Below are 20,004 nucleotides of genomic sequence, written 5' to 3'. Positions count from 1 at the left end.
GTGCCGCTGCCGCGCTACTTCGCGGGGTAGCGCAGTGCCATCGTCTCGCGCAGCAGATCCAGTGACTCGCGCGGAGTCAGCGCCTCATCGGCCAGTCGGTCCAGGGCGACCCGGTACTCCTCGGTCTCGTCGCGGTCCTCGAGGAAGTTGGCGCTCCTGATGTGCTCCAGGTAGACCACGTCGGGCAGATCGATGCCGCCGAAGCGCAGATAGGTGACCGGTATCGCGGGTGCCGACGCGTTCGTCACGTCGAGCGGCACGATCTGCAGCGTCACATGGGGTTTCCCGGCCGTCTCGACGAGATGGGCGAGCTGTTCCCGCATGGTCTCGCGGCTGCCCAGTACACGCAGCAGCACGGACTCGTCGATGATCGCCCACAGCTGCGGGGCATCGCCGCGACGCAGCAACTCCGCGCGGCGCATGCGGAGTTCGACACGGCGATCGACCTCGCCGGCGGGTGCGTTCGGCAGGCCGCGCTCGACCACGGCCCGGGTGTAGGCGGGCGTCTGGAGCAGGCCGGGGACGTACTGGATCTCGAAGGTCCGGATGGTCGCCGCGGCTTCCTGGAGACCGACCAGACGGTCGAACCACTCGGGCATCAGACGCTTGTCGTACCGCTGCCACCAGCCCGGTTCACCGGCGCGCCGCAGCAGCTTGACCAGTACCGAGGCCTCGTAGTCGTCGGTGCCGTACCGCTTCAGCAGCGCACGGACGTCGGTCTCCGTCGGGGGCCTGCGGCCCTTGCCCGACTCGATGCGCGAGAGCTTGGCCGCGCTGAACCCGAGGTCACGTGCCGCCTGCTCCTGGGAGAGGCCGGCGTCCTCGCGAAAGCCCGCCAGTTGAACGCCGACGAGCATCTTCAGCAGAGTCGGCGCCGGCTCGGCCCGGTCCAGATAGGGTTCGAGTCGGGAGAGGTGAGGCGACGCGGCGGACATCCTGACTCCCAGCAGACCGGCAGACTTGAGAAAACACACTATCGCACCTCGACGCCGTTCGCCGCATCCGTCAGTGAGAAACGGGTGGTTGAGCCGGTTCGGTGGCCGGCTCGCCCCTCTCCCGGCCGACGCCGGTACCGCGCCTTCTCACCTCACAGCAGGTGGTCGAACTCGCCGTCCTTCGCCCCGGCCAGGAAGGCGGCCACCTCCGCCGGGGTGTAGACGAGCGCGGGGCCGTCCGGATCACGGGAGTTGCGCATCGCGATGCCCCCGTCCACAGAGGCGACCTCGACGCAGTTGCCCTCGGCGTTGCTGTGCCGGCTCTTCGTCCAGCTGGCGTCCAGGGAACTGGCCCGCACTCCGTTGCGCACTGGTGGCACCGCGGTCTCCTTGCCGTCCGGGGGAGCGGACCGAGTCCCGTCGGTCCCCGTGCGCTCCCGTCCGATTCTTTTCGCGCAATTTCTCGTGCAATTGCACGCGAGCGCTGTCAGCGTGGATAATAGCCGTGGCGTCAACCCCCCGGTGGGCGCCCCCACATGACGTCGGATCAGGGAGATGCCGTGTCGTCACCTGCGCGTCCAACGCTCCGGTCACCCGATGCCGGCCGTCTCCGGCCCCCGGGGCGACGCACCCCTCTCCGCCCCGTCCGGCGGCTCCGCGCTACAGGAGCACGGACGCGGCCCGTGCGGCGGTGACGCCCTCACGAAGGCCCGGGGCCGGACCCCGGGGCCTGAGGCGGGCAGGACCGTCCCGGTCAAGTCGCCGATCCGCCCCCTCACCTGACCCGACTGCCGCGGAAGGGCCCCACACCATGCGCAGCGCTCCGACACCCGAACCGAGCACCCGGCGCACCGACCGTCATACGCAGCCGCACGGCTCGTCCAGGTCCGCGGCCGCTCCCCTGGCGGGGCTGGACGGCGTGCCCTGGAGCGAGATCCAGGACTCCAGTGGCTCGGCCGCGGCCATTCCCCGGCTGCTGCGCAAGGTCGCCTGGGGTGACGCGGAAGCCGCCGGCGCGGCCCTCGGCGATCTGCGCAAACGCATCTGTCAGTACGGCTTCGTCGTCGAACAGGCGACCGCCGCCACCGTTCCCTTCCTCTGGGAACTGGCGCAGCGCCCCCAGGTGAGCTGCCGGGCGCAGATCATTCAGCTGCTCAAGAACATCGCCGACGCCCGGCAGTGGGAGACCACCGCCACCGCCTACCCCAAGCTGCTCAACCACCGGGAGAACCCCGTGGCATGGGAGCGCGCGGCACGGCAGGCCGTCCGCGCCCGGCGCGGCGAGCTGGAGCGGCTGCTGGCCGAGGACGACAGCGAGATCACCCGGGCCACGACCGAACTCGCCCGCACGCTCGGAGACTGAGACCGGCACCGCGGACCGGATCCGCACGCTCGGAGACTGAGACCGGCACCGCGGACCGGATCCGCACACTCGGAGACCGAGGCCCGCGCCCTCCACGGGGGAGAAGGCGCGGGTCTCCTTCCGCCCCGCCGGCACGCCGACGTACCGACGCACACCTGCCGACGTGCCGAAGTACCGGCGTACCGACCCGCGGGACGGTGTGGCGTACTCCTCGCCGAGAGGGTAGGAAAGCGCGGATGGGAAAGCGCTTGCCCCACTCGGTCACCAGGAGGACCGCGCCCATGGCGTCGCCGCTCGAAAAACCGCTCGACCACCGTTACCGGGGCGAACACCCGATACGCACGCTCGTCTACCTGTTCCGTGCCGACCGCCGCCGCCTGGCCGGGGCGGTCGTCGTCTTCACCGTCAAGCACAGCCCCGTGTGGCTGCTGCCCCTCATCACCGCGTCCATCATCGACACCGTCGTCCAGCGCGGTCCGATCGGCAACCTGTGGACCAGTACCGGGATCATCATGTTCATCCTGGTGGTCAACTACCCACTGCACGTGCTGTACGTCCGCCTCCTGTACGGCAGCGTGCGCCGCATGGGCACCACCCTGCGCTCCGCGCTGTGCACGCGTATGCAGCAACTGTCCATCGGCTACCACTCGCGCGTCAGCGCCGGCGTCCTGCAGGCCAAGGTGGTCCGGGACGTGGAGACGGTGGAGCAGATGGTGCAGCAGACCGCCGAGACGGGACTCGGCGCGTTCACCGTCCTGACCGGCGGCCTGGTCATCATCGCCGTGCGCACACCCGAGTTCCTGCCCGTCTTCCTCATCGTCGTACCCGCCGCCTCCCTTCTCGTGGCCCGGCTCCGCGCCCGGCTGCGCAGCCACAACGAACACTTCCGCCACGAGGTCGAGGCCCTGTCCTCCCGGGTCACGGAGATGACCCGGCTCATACCGGTCACGCGCGCCCACGGGCTGGAGCGCAAGGCGCTGCGCCGCATGGACGGCACCCTGGACCGCCTGCTGACCTCCGGAAACCGCCTGGACCTGGTCAACGGCCGTTTCGGATCGCTGGCCTGGGTCGTGCTCAACGTGGTCGGCGTGCTGGTCCTCGCGGGCGCCGCGCTGATCTCGTACTACGACGTGTGGGGAGTCACCGCGGGGGATGTCGTCATGCTCAGCGCCTTCCTGACCACCCTCACCAACTCCACGACAACGTTGGCGGGGCTGGCCCCGGTCATCACCAAGGGGCTGGAGTCCGTCCGGTCGGTCGGCGAGGTCCTCCAGGCGCCCGAACTGGAGGACAACGAGGGCAAGACGGAACTCACCTCGCTGCGCGGCGCCGTCTCCTTCGAGGGTGTCGGGCACCTCTACGAGAGCGACGGGCGACCCGCGGTCAGCGACTTCACGCTCGCGGTCCGGCCCGGCGAGACCATCGCGCTGGTGGGCGCGTCCGGGGCCGGCAAGTCCACCGTGCTCAACCTGGTCATCGGCTTCCTGCGGCCGACCTCGGGCCGGCTGCTGCTCGACGGCACCGACATGAACACCCTCGACCTGCGGACCTACCGGCGCTTCGTCTCGGTGGTGCCGCAGGAGTCCATCCTCTTCGACGGCACGATCCGGGAGAACGTCGCCTACGGCATGGACGACGCCGACGAGGAAGCGGTGCGCGGGGCGCTGCGGGACGCCAACGCCCTGGAGTTCGTCGACCGGCTGCCGCAGGGCCTCGACACCCTGGTCGGAGAGCACGGCGCACGGCTGTCCGGCGGTCAGCGCCAGCGCCTGGCCATCGCCCGGGCGCTGATCCGGGACCCGAAGGTGCTCATCCTGGACGAGGCCACCTCGGCGCTGGACACCCGCTCGGAGGCACTCGTCCAGCAGGCGCTGGCCCGGCTGCTGAGCGGACGCACCACCTTCGTCGTGGCGCACCGGCTGTCCACCGTGCGGGGAGCGGACCGGATCGTGGTGATGGGTGACGGCCGTATCCAGGAGACCGGCACCCACGAAGAACTCCTGGGCCGGGGAGGGGCGTACACGGCACTGCACAGCGGCCAGGTCGCCTGAGCGCGGTTCCGCACCGGTCCCGGGCCCTGGGCCACGGTTGCGCGCCCGTCCGGTCCGGCCAGCGACCTCGCGATGACGGTCGGACAGGAAACGACGGAATTTCGTCAATTGCGAGCAGGAACGCGCACGGTGCGAATGTTCCGGCCGGGCTCGGGCATACGCAGCGAAACTCGAGAGAGGGGCGCTTCGTGCTCGAACCGGACCCGAAGGTCGTCAGGGAGTTGCTGACGCGGTACGCGTCACTGCGTATCGCTCAGGCGGAGAGGGAGAGGCCGGCGACGGCGCGCGAGCTGACGGACGTCAGCTACACGCTGTGCGTGATGATGGCGACGACCAGCATCCACGAGGCGGTGGCCAAGGCGGACGCGTTGCTGCTCGCCAAGGGGCGGACGCCGGACACGGCCCGCGCCGCGGACCCGGGCGGGGAGAGCGGCCTGTCGCTGGCCGTGTGACACCACCGCGCCCGGGGCCCGCCTCGGTTCGGGCCGGTGAGGCCGGACGCGCCGGGCCGACCCGAGGCGGGCCCTACGCGCGCACCGCCGGTTCGGGCGGTTTACCGTGGAACGCCGCGCGATAGGCGTACGGAGTGGTGCCGACCACCCGGCGGAAGCGCTCCCGGAAGGCGGTGGGGGAGCCGAACCCCGACTGCCGCGCGATCTGTTCGATCGAGTGGTCGCCGTTCTCCAGCAGGTACTGGGCGCGCCGCACCCGCGCCCGCAGCAGCCACTGCAGCGGCGTGGTGCCCGTCTGCTCGCGGAAGCGCCGGCTGAAGGTGCGCTCGCTCATGCCCGAGCGCGCCGCCATCGCCCCGAGGGTCACCTCCCCGGCCAGATTGTCCTCGATCCACTCCAGCAGTGGCTCCAGGTCCGAGCCCCGTGGCACGGGCGGACGCTCGTGCACGATGAACTGGGCCTGTCCGCCCTCCCGTTCCAGCGGCACGACACACATCCGGGCGGCGTGCGCGGCGACGGCCGAGCCCAGGTCCCGGCGGATCATGTGCAGGCACATGTCCAGACCGGCGGCGGCGCCCGCCGAGGTGAGGATCTGTCCGTTGTCGACGTAGAGCACGTCCGGTCGCACGTCCACGAGCGGATGGCGCCGGGCCAGTTCCGCCGCCGCGATCCAGTGGGTGGTGGCCCGCAGCCCGTCCAGCAGCCCGGCCTGAGCGAGGACGAAGGCGCCCACGCACACCGAGGCGATCCGGGTACCGGCACCGGCCGCCCGCCGCAGCGCCGCGAGGACGCGTTCCGAGGGCGGGCCGTGCTCCTCGGAACGTCCCGGCACGATGATCGTGTCGGCGGACTCCAGCGCCTCCAGCCCCCGGTCGATCCGGAGGGCGAGTCCCTCCGTGCGCACGTCGGGCGACTCCGCGCACAGCCGGACCCGGTACGGGCTGCGCCCGTCGGGCAGCCGCGTCCAGTCGAACGTCTGCATGGGTGCCGCCATGTCGAACGGCACCACGCCGTCGAGGACCAGGATCGCCACGGAGTGCATGGGCGCCACGATAGGCGGATTCCCGCCGGGCGCAGAACCCCGGGACAGTCCTTGTTCCGTCCGGTCCTGCCGGACACCGCCGGACACGGGGACGGACACCGGCTGGTCAGAGGGTTGGCGGGAATCAGTTGGAAGCTGTCGTTTCAGCCTCTGTGCGCTCTCCCGGCGGTTTTCTAACGTGGCTCCCACCGCATCGACCGATCCTGCCTTCCGGAGCCCCGACCGATGACCAAGATCCTGCTGTCCCTCCACGTCCTGGCCGCCATCATCGCCGTCGGGCCCGTCACCGTCGCGGCCAGCATGTTCCCGCCGGCCGCCCGACGGGTGGGGGTGGCGCTGCCCGTGGGGGCCGGAGGCGGGACCGACGCGGGGGACGTGGGCACCGTCCGGCTGCTGCACCGCATCTGCCGGGTCTACGCCGGCCTCGGCATCGCGGTGCCGGTCCTCGGCTTCGCCACCGCCGCGGCGATGGGCGTCCTGGGGGACGCGTGGCTCATCACGTCCATCGCCCTGACCGCGGCCGCCGCCGGCATCCTGGTCGCCTTCGTCCTGCCCCGGCAGGAGGAACTACTGGAGCGGCTGAACGGCGGGCAGACCGTCGAGCACGCCCGTACCGCCCGGCTCGCCATGTTCACCGGCCTGTTCAACCTGCTGTGGGCCACCGTCACGGTCCTCATGATCGTCCGGCCCGGCTCCACCACCGGCGCGTGAGCGGCCGTCACCTCCTGGACCGAATGCACACCATCGGGTGGACGGGCGCCTAGACTGCTCAGTCGCGCCTCCGTGCGGGGGCGGACGACACGAAAGGCACGTTGACGGGTGTTCCAGGATTCTCCCATCTACGACCGACTCGTCGCCGAACGCGGTGACGTCCCCGAGCAGGTGCGACGGGATGCCGAGCGCGTGAGCAGGGAACTGGAGGTCGTCATGCGCCCGCTGCGCTCGCCCGGCCATCTGCCCGGCGCCGAACGACAGCCGTCCCCGGGCGCCGGCTGGCAGCGCACCGCCGCCCTGCTGCCCGGCCCGCGCCCGCACTGAGGGGACGGCCGGCCGGGGATCCCGGGCCTCATCCGACGACCGTCGTATCCGGGCCGCCCACGTCCGCCGGGTCCTCGGCGCCGGGCCGGGCCAGCCACTCGGCGATGGTGCGGGCGATCGGCTGGCCCGTGTCCACCTCGACGAAGCCGAACTGCCCCGACTGGTTGCACTCCAGGAACCACCAGGTGCCGTCGCCGTCCTCGGCGAAGTCGAGCGCGCCGTAGGACAGGCCCGCCGCACGAAGGTAGGCGCGGACGGCCTCGGCGACGCGCGGTGGCACCTCGGCGGGCCGCCAGGGCTCGGGGGACGCCGCGAAGCGGACGTCCACGTCGTCGGGCCCCAGGCTCGCGAGGGTCGTCTTCCGGGCGGCCAGCAACTCGTCGCCGACGGCGGTGAGCCGGATGTCGGCACGCTTGGCGACCCGGCGTTGCAGCAGCGTCGGGCCGTGGGCGACGGCGGAGAAGTCGGCCTCGGGCGGCACCCTGCTGGCCGGTACCGCCAGGGGCGGATCCTGCGGATGCGCGCCGGATACGGGCTTGACCACGAGATCCGGGTAGCGCCCGGCGAACTCGCGCGCCGCCCGGGGGAACGTCGTGATCAGTGTGGCCGGCACGGGCAGCCCGCACCGCTGGGCCAGCCGCAGCTGCCAGGGCTTGTACCGGGCCCGGTGCGCCGCGTCGGGCTGGTTCATCCAGCGCGCCCCGCAGCCGCGGAGCATGCCGTAGAGCGCCTGCCCGGACTCCTCGGTCAGCCACGCGGAGGGCTCGGCGGCCCGCGTGGCGGCGCCGCCCGGCCTGCGCACCCAGACGGACCGCAGTCCGCCGATGCTCACCAGGCGGCCCCCCGAGGACAGATGGCCCCGGAAGGAGCCGTGCACGAACTCACCGGAGAGCGCGACGGAGTCGGTCAGGTCGGCGGGGTCCAGGCGGACCACCGGTACCCCCGACGCGTTCAGGTGCACGACCACCATGTCCGCGGTGACGTCCTCTTCACAGGTAAGGATCAACACGGTCATTGTCGACGGCCCGTGTTCAGTCGTCGAAGTGAGTCTTCGACCCCGCGGTGGAGGTCGTGGTCCCCAGTTCTCTCAGTAGCGCGTGGTCACAGGCGGCCACCCGCCCGTCCAGAAGCACGTTCAACTGCAGCCCGGAGTCGTAGACGTAGGGAGTCGTGGCCTCCAACTCCACTGCCGGCCGTGCGTAGTTGAGCGCGAACGGTTGCATCGTCTCTCCCTGGTCGGTGCTGCGCCGATCAGACGACGGTCCTTGTGCGCCGTCGCCCGGTCCGCCGACTTCCTTCGGCTTCCAGAGACTTATACGAATCGAACGGGTGAATGGTTTCCTTACGCAGCGTAGTCATGGGGCGGGCCGGGGTCCTTCCGCCCGTCCGCCGCGTCCCCCCGCCCGCCGAGAGAGTTCCGCGCGGAGCGCAGAGCGAGCAGCAGCACACCGATGTCGTCCAGATAGACCGGGTCGGGCACCAGGTCCGCCGGCAGCACCAAGTAGAGGACGGCGCCCCAGAAGACCCATCGCGGACCGGTGGGCAGCCCGGCCCGCCTGAGGTCCCGTCGGGTGCGGACCAGCCGCACCAGCACGCCGACCGCCGTCGCGAGGAGGATCGCCGCGAGCGACGCCACCGCGACGATCACCACCGTGGTCGTATCCACCCCGCCCCTCCTTATGGCGCGCGGTACGCGCCTGCTCTCCCGGATGCCCGCTCGGCGCGGCGATAAGACAGTGAGGACGGGTCTCTCATCCCTGTGGCCCACTCCAGTGGCACGGCGTGGTGGACGTGCTTAGTAATGGTCAGCACACAGCGCGAGTCGCATGTCGGGGACGCAGGGCGGCCGCACCCCCACCCATACGGAGAGATCATGACTACCGGCTCTTCATCACCCCGTTCGCCCGAGTACGCGATATCCGCCGTGGATCTGCCCACCGGGGAGACGACCACGGCGACCGGCACGCACCCGGTACGTCCGCCGGGCGCGCAGGCCGAGGCGGAGGCGTCGATCGTCCCTCCCTTCGCCGCCCGTTCGCCTGCCCGTCAGGAACCCTCCCGTCAAGAACCCGGCCGCCACGAACCCGGTCGCCAAGAATCCGATCGTGAAGAACCCGCCTTCCGGGAACCCCCGCCCCAGGCACCTGCGCGGCAGGAAGCCGCGCCCGTCCCACAGGACCCCTTCCTTCAGGAGCCCTTCGGCGTTCAGGAGCCCTTCGGCCAGGAACCGGCCGCCCCCGACGCAGTCGTACGGGAGTACGGCGATCCGGTCGGCGACCTGGTCCGTGCCGCCGTGGCCGACCGCCCGCTGGAGGAGATCGTCGACCTGATCACGATGCTGGAGCGGTCCCCGCAGCACGCGCAGGCCACGGTCGACGCGCTCCGCGCGGTCGGCGTGAACCGGTCCGTGGAGGACGTCACCCGGCTGGTCGGCCTGCTGACCCGGCCGCCGCGCCATTCGAACAGCGCGGACGAGGCGATCAGGGCCGCGGCGGAGTGCCGCTCGGTGGAGGACGTCACCCGGCTGATGGAACTGCTGCACCGCACACCCCTGCAACCGCACTGCGGGCAGGAGGCCGTACGGGCCGCCGCCACCGGCCGGCCCGTCGAGGAACTGGTCCAGCTGATCGGCCGGCTGGCCGAGGACGGACTGGCACGCCCGGACAGCCCCGACGCCCGCCGCCTGCGGGCGGCCCTGGACGGTGCCGGCGAGGACGACGCACCGGAACCCGCCCCCCGACCGGCGGGACTGGCCGGCGTGTTCGCCGCGGCGGACCGCCGGGGACGCGAAGGTGACCGCCGCGGCCGCGAACGCCGCAGGACACCGCGCCCGTCCCGCAGGACACCGCGCCGCGAACGCGGCCGCGACGAGGATGGTGCGCCGCGTGACCACGCACCGCACGACGACGACCACGACCACGCCCACGCCCACGAGCGTACGGCCCGCCGTACGGCCCGGGGCGCGGCCTGGCCGGTCTGGCTCACCGTCGCCGTCCTGGCCGGGTGCGGCGTGGCCTACTTCCCGCTGCACCAGAACGACGCGTCCGTCCGCGCCTACGGAGCCGCCCTCGGTCTGTCGGCGCTCTGCCTGGTGCTGGCGTTGCTGCTGACCGTGCGGCCCGCCGTACCCCTGCTCGCCGCGGCGGTCGTGGGTCCGGCGGCGCTGGCCTCGGCCAAGCTGTACGGCAGCGCGACACCGTCGGCGCGCGTGTCCGAGGCCGTGGACCTCACGCTGGCACCCACCTGGGTCGCCGTCGCCGTCGCCGTACTGACGTCACTGGTCGCGCTCACGGCCCTGTGCGCGAGGGTGGCCTCGCAGGCGCCCGCCGGGCGCCGGCCGGCCCGCCCGGTGGCCGGGACGAGCGGCGCGACGGACTGACCGCCAGGTGTCCTTCGCACACCGACTGGTCCGCGCCGGAGATCCGTCGCGGACCAGTCGGTGTGCTCACGTCCCCAGCATGCCCGCGGGATGGCCGTGTTCGAGCAGAGCGGTGAGCACCCGGTCCGGAGTGAGCGGGAGTTCCCGGAAGCGGATGCCGGTGGCGTGGTGGACGGCGTTGCCGACGGCCGCCGCCGAGCCGACGATGCCGATCTCGCCGATCCCCTTGCTGCCCATGGGGTTGAGGTGGGTGTCGTCCTCGTCGAGCCAGTGCGCCTCGACGGCCGACACGTCGGCGTGCACGGGCACGTGGTACGAGGCCAGGTCGGACTCGGCGAAGTCGCCGAACGCCGGGTCCACGGTGCTGTCCTCGGTCAGCGCCATGCCCAGGCCCATCGTCATGCCCCCGATGAACTGCGAGCGCGCCGTACGGGCGTTGAGGATCCGCCCCGCCGCGAAGACGCCCAGCAGCCGTGCCACCCGTACCTCACCGGTGACCGTGTCCACGGTGACCTCGGCGAAGTGCGCGCCGAACGCGTGGCGTGCGAAGGGACTCTCGGCGTCGGCGGTGCCGGAGGTGTCGGCGTCGGCCGTGACGCCCTCGTCGGGCAGCGGCCCCGAGTGCTCGGCCAGCCGGCCGGTCAGCCGGACACACGCCTCGTGCACGGCCCATCCCCAGGACGCGGTGCCGGAGGAGCCGCCGGCCATGGGCGCGAAACCGATGTCACTGTCGGCGACCTCGATCCGGACCCGGTCCAGCGGGACACCGAGGGCGTCGGCGGCGATCTGGGCGCAGACCGTCCGGGCGCCGGTGCCGATGTCGGTGGCGTTGACGCGCACCAGGAACCCACCGTCGGGCAGGGCCCGAGCGGAGGCGGCGCACGGCGACACCAGAACCGGGTACGTGGCCGCGGCCACCCCGCTGCCGACCAGCAGGTCCCCGGCGCCGCGGGAGCGGGGGCGCGGATCGCGGTCCTCCCACCCGAAGCGGCGGGCGCCCTCGCGCAGACACTCCACCAGATGCCTGCTGCTGAAGGGCTTGCCGCTGTCGGGCTCGGTCTCCGGCTCGTTGCGGATCCGCAGCTCCACCGGGTCGACGCCGGCCTCGGCGGCCAGTTCGTCCACCGCGGACTCGAGCGCGTACATGCCGGGGCACTCACCCGGGGCGCGCATCCAGGACGGCGTGGGCACGTCCAGCCGCGCGACGCGGTGGAGCGTGCGCAGGGCGGGGGCGGCGTACATGACGCGCGCGGGGACCGCGGCCTGCTCCACGAACTCCTTCACCCGGGAGGTGTGCGTGGTCACCTCGTGCACGAGGGAGGTGAGCCGGCCGCCCGCGTCGGCGCCCAGACGCAGCCGGTGCAGGGTCGGCGCGCGGTGGCCGACGACGGCGGGCAGGTAGCGGCGCGGCAGCGCGACGGTGACCGGCCGGCCGGTCACCCGCGCCGCCATCACGGCCAGCACCACGTCGGGGCGGGGCGTGCCCTTCGACCCGAAACCGCCGCCCACGTGCTCGGCGAGGACCGTGATCCGGTCCTCGGGCAGCTCGAACAGCCTGGCGAGTTCCGTGCGCACGGCGCTGGTGCCCTGGCTGGAGGAGTGCACCGTCAGCCGGTCGCCGTCCCACCCCGCCGTGCTGGTGTGCGGCTCCATCGGATGGTTGTGCAGCGGCGGAATCCGGTACTCGACGTCGACACGCGTCGCCGAGGAGGCGAAGGCAGCGTCGGGGTCGCCGTGGCCGGTGACGGCCGGGAATCCTCCGTTGGCCGACTCGGGGACGTACGCCTCCGGATGCGAGGCGGTGAGCGTCACGTCGTGGCTCTCCGCCTCGTACGTGATCCGGACGGCGGCGGCGCCGGCCCGCGCCGCCTCCAGCGTCTCGGCCACCACCAGGCCCACGAACCAGCCCCGGTGCGGGACGTGCGGGCTCTGCAGCAGCGCCAGGGTGGGGTCGTCCGGGTCCCCGAGCCGGGGCGCGTTCTCGTGCGTGAGCACCGTGAGGACGCCGGGCATGTCGAGCGCGGGGGCGGGGTCGACGCCGGTCACCCGGCCCCGCGCGACCGCCGCCGGCACGGGCCAGGCCTGGGCACGGCCCGGGAAGTCGTACTCGGCGGCGTACCGGGCGGTGCCGGTGACCTTCTCCCGCCCTTCCCGGCGCTCGGCTGGAGCGCCCAGGACGGTCTCGGTGCCGGTCATGGAGTCCTCCTCGTGGACGCCGGGTTCAGGTCGTGGCGGGCGGGGCGAGCCGGCCCAGTACGTCCAGGGCGAGCCGCCGGGCCAGCGGCACCTTGTAGGCGTTGTCCCGCAGCGGTTCGGCGGCGGCCAGCTCCAGATCGACGGCGTGCTCGAACGCCGCCGTGGTGGGCGCCGCGCCCACCAGCGCGTCCTCGGCCCGCCGGGCCCGCCAGGGCCGGTGCGCCAGTGCTCCGAAGGCGATCCCGGCGCGTTCCACCACCCCGTCCCGCAGGTCCAGGACGGCGGCGACGGAGGCCAGGGCGAAGGCGTACGACGCCCGGTCGCGGGCCTTGCGGTACGCGGAGGGCAGTCCGGCCGTGGCGGACGGCAGGAGCACGCCGGTGATCAGCTCTCCGGGGTGGATCTCGGTGTCCCGCTCCGGGTGCTGCCCCGGCAGCCGGTGGAAGTCGGCGGCGGGCACGCTCCGCGTCCCCTCGGGGCCGTGCAACTCGACGCGCGCGTCCAGGGCGGCGAGCGCCACCGCCATGTCCGAGGGGTGGGTGGCGACGCACTGCTCGGAGTGGCCGAGCACCGCGTGGTCGCGGTGCACGCCCTCCAGCGCGCCGCAGCCGGTGCCGGGCTCCCGCTTGTTGCAGGGCTTGGACAGGTCCTGGAAGTAGGGGCAGCGGGTGCGCTGGAGCAGGTTGCCGCCCGTGGTGGCGGCGTTGCGCAGCTGTCCCGACGCGCCCGCGAGCAGTGCCTGGGACAGCGCGGGGTAGCGGTCGCGGACGGCGGGGTGCGCCGCGAGGTCGCTGTTGCGGACCGTCGCGCCGACGCGCAGCGATCCGTCGGGCAGTTCGTCCACCGCGTCCAGCGGGAGCCGGGTGACGTCGACGAGGGCGGCGGGCGTCTCCACACCGAGCTTCATCAGGTCGACGAGGTTGGTGCCGCCGCCGAGGTAGCGGGCGCCGGGGTGGGCGGCGAACGCGTCGGTGGCCTCCTCGACGCTGCCGGCCCGTACGTAGGCGAAGGGCTTCACTCAGATCACGTCCTCGACCGCGTCGGCGATACGCGGATACGCACCGCACCGGCACAGGTTCCCGCTCAGCCGCTCCCGGATCTCCTCCCGGTCCAGCGCGACGGGCTCGCCGGAGGGCGCCCCCGGCTCGGTGACGTGGGACGGGTGCCCGGCCGCGGCCTCGGCGAGCACGCCGACGGCGGAGCAGATCTGACCCGGGGTGCAGTATCCGCACTGGAAGGCGTCGCGTTCCAGGAACGCCCGCTGCATCGGATGCAGGTCCTCGCCGTCCCCCGCGAGGCCCTCCACGGTGGTGATCTCGCAGCCGTCCAGGGTGACGGCGAGCTGCAGGCAGCTGTTGACGCGGCGACCGTCCACCAGGACCGTACAGGCGCCGCACTGACCGTGGTCGCAGCCCTTCTTGGCGCCCACGAGCCCGAGATCCTCCCTCAGGAGGTCCAGCAGGACCCGGCGGTGGTCGACGGTGAGGGTGTGCGGTTTGCCGTTGACGCGGAGCGTGGTCTGCGAGCGGGACGACTCCGGTGGTGAAGCGGGGGCGGCGCTCTCGTGCTGGCTGTCCATGGCGTCGGTGACCTTCCGGGACGGGCCGTGCGGCTGTGCCGTCCGCGTATCCACGTCGCGCCGACTGACACGTGAGGGTGCCCTCAGCCGGCGGTCGCCCACCGTCGGGACGGTCTCGCGCCGAGCGTGCCGGAGCGCCGGCGCCCGGCGCCCGGCGTTCGGTGGTCCGGAGCTCCGTTGGTCCGGCGGTGTCAGTCGCCGGGCTCGGCCGGCGGTCGGGAGGCGTCCTGGCCGGGCGCGGGGCGGGGCGTCCTGCCGGAGACCCTGAACCGTTCCAGCGTGCGGGTCAGCTGCCGCAGTGGGGAGGTCGCGGGAGTCGCGGGCGGCGGTGGTCCGGCCGGGGCGGACCCGGCGGACTCCCGGTACGCGGCCAGGGCCTCGGCCGCGCTCTCCGCCGCCTCCCGGTACAGGTCCCGGGACTGTGTCATGGCCTCCAGCGCCTCGGCGTACATGGCCACCAGCTTGCGCTCGCGCTCCAGTTCCTCCTCCACGGTCAGCAGCCGCCAGTCCTCGCGCAGCGCGGTGAGGGCCTCCTCCGCGCCGTCCGGCAGCGGCCGGCTCAGCGCGTCGAAGGACGTCACCGCCGCGATCAGGCCGGTGGGCTCGGAGCCGTCCAGGAAGACGGTGCGGACGGAGAAGTCCTGGGCGTCGTAGCCGGACGGGGCGGGGGTGCCGGGCAGTACCACGGCGCCGCCGCGCGGCACCTGGACCCCGAAGTCCTCCAGGGCCCAGTTCACCACCCGCAGCTGCTGCGGCGCGGCGCGGTGCTCGACCACGCGGTGCCGCAGACCGGGCGGCAGCCGCTGTGCCAGCGGCACCCGGCCGCGGTGGTCGGGGGTCATCGCCTCGTGCACGACGACGTGGACGTTCCACGGGCTGCGCCCGGCCGCCTTGAGCAGCCGGCGTACGGCCTTGTCGTCGTCCGGCAATGTGTTCAGGCCCCGCAGCCGCAGCCCCGTGGCGGCGTCGCGGTCCCAGGTGACGTCCGGGTCGTCGGGCCAGAACATCGTGGCGGGGGAGGGCCAGGAGGGATCCCAGGCCTCCTCGGCCTCCGCGAGGACGGTCCACTCCTGCCCGCCCGCCGAGCCCGGCTCCAGGAGCAGCCTGGCCCGCACGGTGACGGCCCCGGGGGCCTTCCAGCGCGCCTCGAAGATCCGGACACCGGCGGCGGCGTCGTCCGGCCGCTCGTCGGGCAGCTCCAGGAAGTCGTCGATGACGTGGCTGTCCTTGAGCCGCTGCAGGGTGTGCCGGACGGTGTCCTCCGCGGCGGAACCGACATGGCGGCCGCGAGCGGGCCACACCGTGGGCGGAGTCGTGGGGCGGGCGGTGGCAGAGGTCGGCATGAGTCCTCGGGAATCAGGGGCACGGACACAGGCAAGTATCGACGCCGCAGGTCAGCGGAGCGCACCCGGGGTCCGCCGACCGGGCGGGTCGCGGCACGGTGAACGGCGCGGTCGGCGGGGCCCCGGGCGCGACGTGGGCGAGGGTGGGCAGAAGCACGGCGAACCGACCGTACGGCACGACAGGGAGCGATCCGATGAACCTCGATCTCGGAGGACGAACCGCGCTGGTGACGGGCTCCTCGCAGGGCATCGGAGCGGCGATCGCCGCCGGACTGGCCCGGGCAGGCGCCACCGTGGGTGTCAACGGACGCGACGCGGCCCGCCTGGAGGAGAGCACCCGGAAACTGCGGACCGAGGTGCCGGACGGCGTGTTCGTGCCGGTCGCGGCCGACCTCGGGACCGAGGAGGGCGCCGAGCGGGCCCTTCGGACGCTGCCCGACGTCGACATCCTCGTGAACAACCTCGGCGTCTTCGGCGCGGTGCCCGCGCTGGAGATCAGCGACGACGAGTGGCGCCGGTATTTCGAGATCAACGTCCTCGCGGGCGTCAGGCTGACGCGCTCCCATCTCCCCCGCATGAGGGAACGGGGCTGGGGCCGGGTGCTGTACATCGCGAGTGACTCGGCCGTCGCCGTGCCGGCCGAGATGATCCACTACGGGGTGTCCAAGACGGCGCTGCTCGCGGTCGGCCGCGGCTTCGCCAAGGAGGCGGCGGGCAGCGGCGTGACGGTGAACTGCGTCATCGCCGGGCCCACCCGCACGGAGGGTGTCGAGGACTTCGTGTACCAGCTGGTCGACCGGGACCTGCCCTGGGACGAGGCACAGCGCGTCTTCATGCGCGAGCACCGCCCGCAGTCGCTGCTCCAGCGGCTCATCGAGCCCGAGGAGATCGCCAACCTCGTGGTCTACCTGAGCTCGCCCCAGGCGTCCGCCACGACCGGCGCGGCCGTCCGCGTCGACGGGGGATACGTAGACTCGATCCTCCCGTAGTCACTCTCCCGGTGCCGCGCGCCGCCGGTCCGTCTCGTCCCACGCCCGGGTGTCGCGCGGCTCCACGTACGGCTCGTCACCGGGCGGATGGCCGCCGTCGATCACCCGCTGCCGGGCCAGCTCGGCGTCGAACTCCAGCCCGAGCAGAATGGCCAGGTTCGTCACCCAGAGCCACACCAGGAAGATGATGACACCGGCCAGGGTGCCGTACGTCTTGTTGTACGAGCCGAAGTTGGCCACGTAGAAGGCGAACCCGGCCGAGGCGACCAGCCAGATCAGCAGGGCGATGAAGCTGCCCGGCGAGACCCACTTGAAGCCCTTGACGCGGGCGTTCGGGGTGGCCCAGTACAGGATCGCGATCATGAAGGTCACGAGCAGGACCAGCACGGGCCACTTGGCGATCGACCACACCGTCATCGCGGTGTCGCCGACGCCGAGCGCGGTGCCCACCTGCTGGGCCAGGCTGCCGGTGAACACGACGATGAGCGCGCTGACCACGGCGAGTACGAGCAGCACCACGGTCAGGGCCACCCGCAGCGGCAGCACCTTCCACACGGGGCGTCCCTCGGGCATGTCGTAGACCGCGTTCGCCGAGCGGATGAACGCGGCGACGTAGCCGGAGGCCGACCAGATGGCGCCGACCAGGCCGACCACCGCCAGTACGGAGCCCAGACCGGCCTTGGCCCGCAGCTGTTCCACCGCGTTGGTGATGACATCCCGCGCGGCACCGGGGGCGAGCTTCTGGATGTTGTCCAGGACCTCCTGGGTGGCGGACTGCCCGGCGATCCCGAGCAGCGAGACCAGGACCAGCAGGGCCGGGAACAGCGACAGGATCCCGTAGTAGGTCAGGGCGGCGGCGCGGTCGGTCAGCTCGTCGTCCTTGAACTCGGCGATCACGCGCCGCAGCAGCGCGGACCACGAGCGCTTCGGCAGTTCGGTCGGGGAGTCGGGAGCGGCGCGCTCGGTGGAGGAGCCCGGACCGTAGTCCCCGGGCGTCGTCCTGTCCGGCGCCGTCCCGTTCGCGGTGTCGGCCGTGTCGTCCTTCGTGTGTTTCCCGCGATGGGGAAGATGCTGTCGGGCCATGGACCCCGAGTTGCCCGTCTCGGCGTGCCCACGCACCCGGGCGCGGGGTGTGCGGCGACCGCCCGCACCGGGGGGCGAGCCCGCCCGCGCCGTCCCGCGCCCGCGGGAACCCCGAGGCCCCTCGCACGGCCGAAACAACGCAGTATGCCGGAGCGCGCGCACGTTCCTCTGGAAAATGCCAAAGCGCTGACCGGGTGGGTGCACTTTCCGTAGTCTCGGCGTCACGTTCGCGGTACACAGCCGTGCAGGAGAGGGGATCCGGCGTGCCCGGGATCGACGAGAGTCTGCTCGAAGCCATGCGCCTGCCCGGCGCTCGGGGCGCGTCATTGGTCGACTGGATCAGCGGTCTCGCCCTGGGCGCCGTCGGCGACGCGCCGGGCGGCGACTGGGAGGCGACGGCGGCGGAGACCGCCGAACTGGCCCGGCATGTCGCGGAGAGCGGCTCCCTGGCGGCGGCCGGCGACCAGAAGGCCACCACCCGGGCCACCGGAACCACCGGAGCCACCGGCGTGAGCGACCCCGCCGTCGGGCCGGAGAAGGAGCCGCCGGTCGAGGACCTGATCGCCACCACCGCCGACGTCTACCACCTGCTCAGGTTCGTCAGCACCCCGTTCGACAGCACCGTCTTCCTCCACCTGTGGCTGGACCGCAACGAGGGAAACCTCGCCCTGGCCCGTATCCGGCTCGCCGAGATAGCCGATCGTCTGGTGCTCGGATGACCGGAGTGACGGCCACCTGGACCACGCACGAAACGACGTCGGCGGCCCTCGGCACGCTCGCGGCCGAAGGGGCGACCGGCGCCCTGTCGGGCGAGCGGGGCATCGTCTACCTGTCGGCGGGCCGTGTCGTACACGTGGAGTCCGCCTTCGCCCCGGACCTCCAGGCACTGCTCACCCGCAGCGGCGCCGTCGCGCCGGACGGCTGGTGGGACGCGGTCGACCGCGGCGGAACACAGGCCCGGGTCGGACACCGGCTCGTCGACAGCGGCCGGCTCGCCGCGGGGGCGCTGGAGGTCTGCCACCTGGGCGCGCTGTTCGACGCCGCGTACTTCCTCCTCGCCCACGACACGCGCGCGCACCGCTTCCGGCCGGGTGCGGTGCACTGGCTCGGCGCGGTGCGTTCCGTACCGGTGGACGTCGTCGTCCGCGAGTCCGACCGCCGACGCGCCCTGCTGGACCGCATCTGGCCGAGCCCCGACATCGACACCGTCCCCCTCACCCGGGCGCCCGACGCCGGCGCCGCCGACCTGCCGGTACGGCGCGGCCGGATCCTGACGCAGGTCGACGGCGTCCGCACCGCCGCTCAGATCGCCTCGGCGCTCGCCTGCCGCACGTACCACACCCTCGTCGAACTGCGCCGCCTGGCCGCCGACGGCCTCGTCACCGCCGCGCCGCCCGCCTCCACGCCTCCCACGCCGGCCCCTCAGCCGCACGGTGTCGTGTGGGACGACCCGGACACGGCCCTGCTGCGACGGCTTCGACACGCCCTGGAGGCCCTGTGATCCGCGCGCGTCGCCAGCGTGCCGAAAGGAGACTGCTCATGGCCGTCGAGAGCGACGTCCTGGACGAACTGCACCGACTGCGCAACCGGGTACCCCAGTTGACCGGATCGCTCGCGGCCACCGTCGACGGGCTCGTCCTGGCCCACGACGCGCCGGGCACCGAACCCGAGGGCCTCGCCGCGCTCACCGCCGCCGCCCTCGGCGTAGCGCACCGCATGGCCGACGCCACCGCGCGCGGCGGGTTCCGCGAACTGCTGCTGCGCGGGGCCGACGGCTACGTCGCCACCTACGCCGCCGGCCAGGCCGCCGTGCTCACCCTGCTCGCCGACGGCCGGGTCAACGTGGGCCGGCTGCACCTGGAGGGCCGGCGCAGCGGCGCCCGGATCGGGGAGCTGGTCGTCGCCCGGATCGGCCAGGACCGCGGTCGTACCCCGGACGCCGAACACGTCACGACGCTTCCCGCTGACCCGGCCCGCCCCATCGGCACCCTGCCGGTGCGCACTCCGCAGCGGCCCACCCACCAACCGAGCACCCAGACCGGCGGCCACCGCCGGCCGACCTGATCAACCGATCGCGTACCGATCACGTCCGGAAAGGAACCCACGCATGGCCAACCTGGAGACCTCGCTCAAGGAATGCCTCAGCTCCATCGACGGAGCCACCGCCGCCGCGCTGGTCGACTACACCAGTGGGATGGCCCTCGGCACGCTGGGCGGTGGCAAGGACTTCAACCTGGAGGTCGCCGCCGCCGGCAACACCGACGTCGTGCGGTCCAAGCTGCGCACGATGGAACACCTCGGTCTGAAGGAGGAGATCGAGGACATCCTGATCACCCTGAACACCCAGTACCACATGATCCGCCTGCTCAAGGGCCGTGGCGGCAACGGGCTGTTCCTCTACCTGGTGCTCGACGCGAGCCGCGCCAACCTGGCGATGGCCCGCCACCAACTGCGCCGGATCGAGACCGAACTGGAGGTCTGAGCCCCCGCCGGACCGCGGACCGCGGACCGAAGAACGGCGGACCACGGAACCGGCGCGGGCCCGGCGGGAGAC

22 protein-coding genes are annotated in these 20,004 nt (G+C 72.9%); 11 read left to right on the top strand and 11 right to left on the bottom strand.

The genetic code is table 11. The features are described 5' to 3' along the window. Positions 1-14: 14 nt before the first annotated feature. Together QC283_RS32245 and QC283_RS32240 are read right to left on the bottom strand one after the other, a co-directional pair. Positions 15-935, bottom strand: a complete 921-nt coding sequence (locus tag QC283_RS32245; RefSeq protein ID WP_279565287.1) for a helix-turn-helix domain-containing protein — start codon at positions 933-935, stop codon at positions 15-17. A 152-nt stretch (positions 936-1,087) separates the two neighbouring features. Continuing rightward, positions 1,088-1,315 carry a DUF397 domain-containing protein gene (locus tag QC283_RS32240; protein WP_279565286.1) on the bottom strand — a complete coding sequence of 76 codons (228 nt, stop codon included), beginning with the start codon at positions 1,313-1,315 and terminating at the stop codon, positions 1,088-1,090. Positions 1,316-1,746: 431 nt separating this feature from the next. Here QC283_RS32240 and QC283_RS32235 point away from each other — a divergent pair, with 431 nt between their 5' ends. The 3 genes from QC283_RS32235 (at position 1,747) to QC283_RS32225 (ending at position 4,801) form a co-directional block, all read left to right on the top strand. Continuing rightward, positions 1,747-2,298: a hypothetical protein gene (locus QC283_RS32235; protein ID WP_279565285.1), complete on the top strand. Its 552-nt coding sequence runs from the start codon at positions 1,747-1,749 to the stop codon at positions 2,296-2,298. Positions 2,299-2,579: 281 nt separating this feature from the next. After that, a complete protein-coding gene (locus QC283_RS32230) occupies positions 2,580-4,349 on the top strand; it encodes an ABC transporter ATP-binding protein (protein WP_279565284.1) in 1,770 nt (589 codons plus the stop codon). Positions 4,350-4,537: 188 nt separating this feature from the next. Next, positions 4,538-4,801: a DUF5133 domain-containing protein gene (locus tag QC283_RS32225; protein ID WP_279565283.1), complete on the top strand. Its 264-nt coding sequence runs from the start codon at positions 4,538-4,540 to the stop codon at positions 4,799-4,801. Between the two features lie 73 nt (positions 4,802-4,874). Here QC283_RS32225 and QC283_RS32220 read toward each other — a convergent pair whose 3' ends face one another. Beyond that, the gene (locus QC283_RS32220) at positions 4,875-5,843 is read right to left on the bottom strand and encodes a GlxA family transcriptional regulator (RefSeq protein WP_279565282.1); all 969 of its coding nucleotides are present in this window, start codon (positions 5,841-5,843) and stop codon (positions 4,875-4,877) included. Positions 5,844-6,068: 225 nt separating this feature from the next. Between QC283_RS32220 and QC283_RS32215 the strand changes: the two genes are divergently transcribed. Beyond that, a complete protein-coding gene (locus QC283_RS32215) occupies positions 6,069-6,554 on the top strand; it encodes a hypothetical protein (protein WP_279565281.1) in 486 nt (161 codons plus the stop codon). Between the two features lie 108 nt (positions 6,555-6,662). Further along, on the top strand, positions 6,663-6,881 hold the full coding sequence (locus QC283_RS32210; RefSeq protein WP_279565280.1) for a hypothetical protein: 219 nt from the start codon (positions 6,663-6,665) through the stop codon (positions 6,879-6,881). A gap of 28 nt (positions 6,882-6,909) precedes the next feature. On the opposite strand, the gene tgmB is transcribed toward QC283_RS32210, so the two are convergent. From tgmB to QC283_RS32195, 3 genes are all read right to left on the bottom strand, one after another. Beyond that, positions 6,910-7,896: an ATP-grasp ribosomal peptide maturase gene (gene tgmB / locus QC283_RS32205; RefSeq protein WP_279565279.1), complete on the bottom strand. Its 987-nt coding sequence runs from the start codon at positions 7,894-7,896 to the stop codon at positions 6,910-6,912. Between the two features lie 16 nt (positions 7,897-7,912). Further along, positions 7,913-8,104, bottom strand: a complete 192-nt coding sequence (tgmA, locus tag QC283_RS32200) for a putative ATP-grasp-modified RiPP (protein WP_003978169.1) — start codon at positions 8,102-8,104, stop codon at positions 7,913-7,915. A gap of 119 nt (positions 8,105-8,223) precedes the next feature. Continuing rightward, positions 8,224-8,547, bottom strand: a complete 324-nt coding sequence (locus tag QC283_RS32195; RefSeq protein ID WP_279565278.1) for a YkvA family protein — start codon at positions 8,545-8,547, stop codon at positions 8,224-8,226. A gap of 207 nt (positions 8,548-8,754) precedes the next feature. On the opposite strand from QC283_RS32195, the gene QC283_RS32190 reads away from it, so the two are divergent. Further along, a complete protein-coding gene (locus QC283_RS32190) occupies positions 8,755-10,260 on the top strand; it encodes a hypothetical protein (protein WP_279565277.1) in 1,506 nt (501 codons plus the stop codon). A 66-nt stretch (positions 10,261-10,326) separates the two neighbouring features. Here the strand turns inward: QC283_RS32190 and QC283_RS32185 are convergent, their stop codons facing one another. The 4 genes from QC283_RS32185 to QC283_RS32170 form a co-directional block, all read right to left on the bottom strand. Next, positions 10,327-12,456 (bottom strand): xanthine dehydrogenase family protein molybdopterin-binding subunit, encoded by a 2,130-nt coding sequence (locus QC283_RS32185; RefSeq protein WP_279565276.1) that lies wholly within the window; start codon positions 12,454-12,456, stop codon positions 10,327-10,329. Positions 12,457-12,481: 25 nt separating this feature from the next. Then, entirely contained in the window at positions 12,482-13,474 is a 993-nt protein-coding gene (locus tag QC283_RS32180; RefSeq protein WP_279565275.1) for an FAD binding domain-containing protein, read from the bottom strand. Continuing rightward, entirely contained in the window at positions 13,475-14,035 is a 561-nt protein-coding gene (locus QC283_RS32175; protein WP_279565274.1) for a 2Fe-2S iron-sulfur cluster-binding protein, read from the bottom strand. A gap of 191 nt (positions 14,036-14,226) precedes the next feature. Beyond that, entirely contained in the window at positions 14,227-15,378 is a 1,152-nt protein-coding gene (locus QC283_RS32170; protein WP_279565273.1) for a hypothetical protein, read from the bottom strand. A gap of 194 nt (positions 15,379-15,572) precedes the next feature. Between QC283_RS32170 and QC283_RS32165 the strand changes: the two genes are divergently transcribed. Next, a complete protein-coding gene (locus tag QC283_RS32165) occupies positions 15,573-16,367 on the top strand; it encodes an SDR family NAD(P)-dependent oxidoreductase (protein WP_279565272.1) in 795 nt (264 codons plus the stop codon). Here the strand turns inward: QC283_RS32165 and QC283_RS32160 are convergent, their stop codons facing one another. Then, positions 16,368-17,450: a YihY/virulence factor BrkB family protein gene (locus QC283_RS32160; RefSeq protein ID WP_279565271.1), complete on the bottom strand. Its 1,083-nt coding sequence runs from the start codon at positions 17,448-17,450 to the stop codon at positions 16,368-16,370. Between the two features lie 263 nt (positions 17,451-17,713). Here QC283_RS32160 and QC283_RS32155 point away from each other — a divergent pair, with 263 nt between their 5' ends. Genes QC283_RS32155 through QC283_RS32140 form a run of 4 tightly spaced genes read left to right on the top strand, consistent with a single transcriptional unit; the run spans position 17,714 to position 19,932 of the window. Next, positions 17,714-18,169, top strand: coding sequence for a hypothetical protein (locus QC283_RS32155; protein WP_279565270.1), 456 nt, complete (start codon positions 17,714-17,716; stop codon positions 18,167-18,169). Next, the gene (locus QC283_RS32150; protein ID WP_279565269.1) at positions 18,166-18,951 is read left to right on the top strand and encodes a hypothetical protein; all 786 of its coding nucleotides are present in this window, start codon (positions 18,166-18,168) and stop codon (positions 18,949-18,951) included. Before QC283_RS32155 ends, QC283_RS32150 begins: the two co-directional genes overlap by 4 nt. A 38-nt stretch (positions 18,952-18,989) precedes the next feature. Continuing rightward, positions 18,990-19,514: a roadblock/LC7 domain-containing protein gene (locus tag QC283_RS32145; protein ID WP_279565268.1), complete on the top strand. Its 525-nt coding sequence runs from the start codon at positions 18,990-18,992 to the stop codon at positions 19,512-19,514. Between the two features lie 43 nt (positions 19,515-19,557). Next, on the top strand, positions 19,558-19,932 hold the full coding sequence (locus QC283_RS32140; protein WP_279565267.1) for a hypothetical protein: 375 nt from the start codon (positions 19,558-19,560) through the stop codon (positions 19,930-19,932). Positions 19,933-20,004: the final 72 nt, after the last annotated feature.

Source organism: Streptomyces sp. DH41, from assembly GCF_029813785.1.
GTDB lineage: Bacteria > Actinomycetota > Actinomycetes > Streptomycetales > Streptomycetaceae > Streptomyces.
The sequence above is the reverse complement of the archived record's forward strand: the minus strand, read 5'-3'. Positions and strand labels throughout refer to the sequence as shown.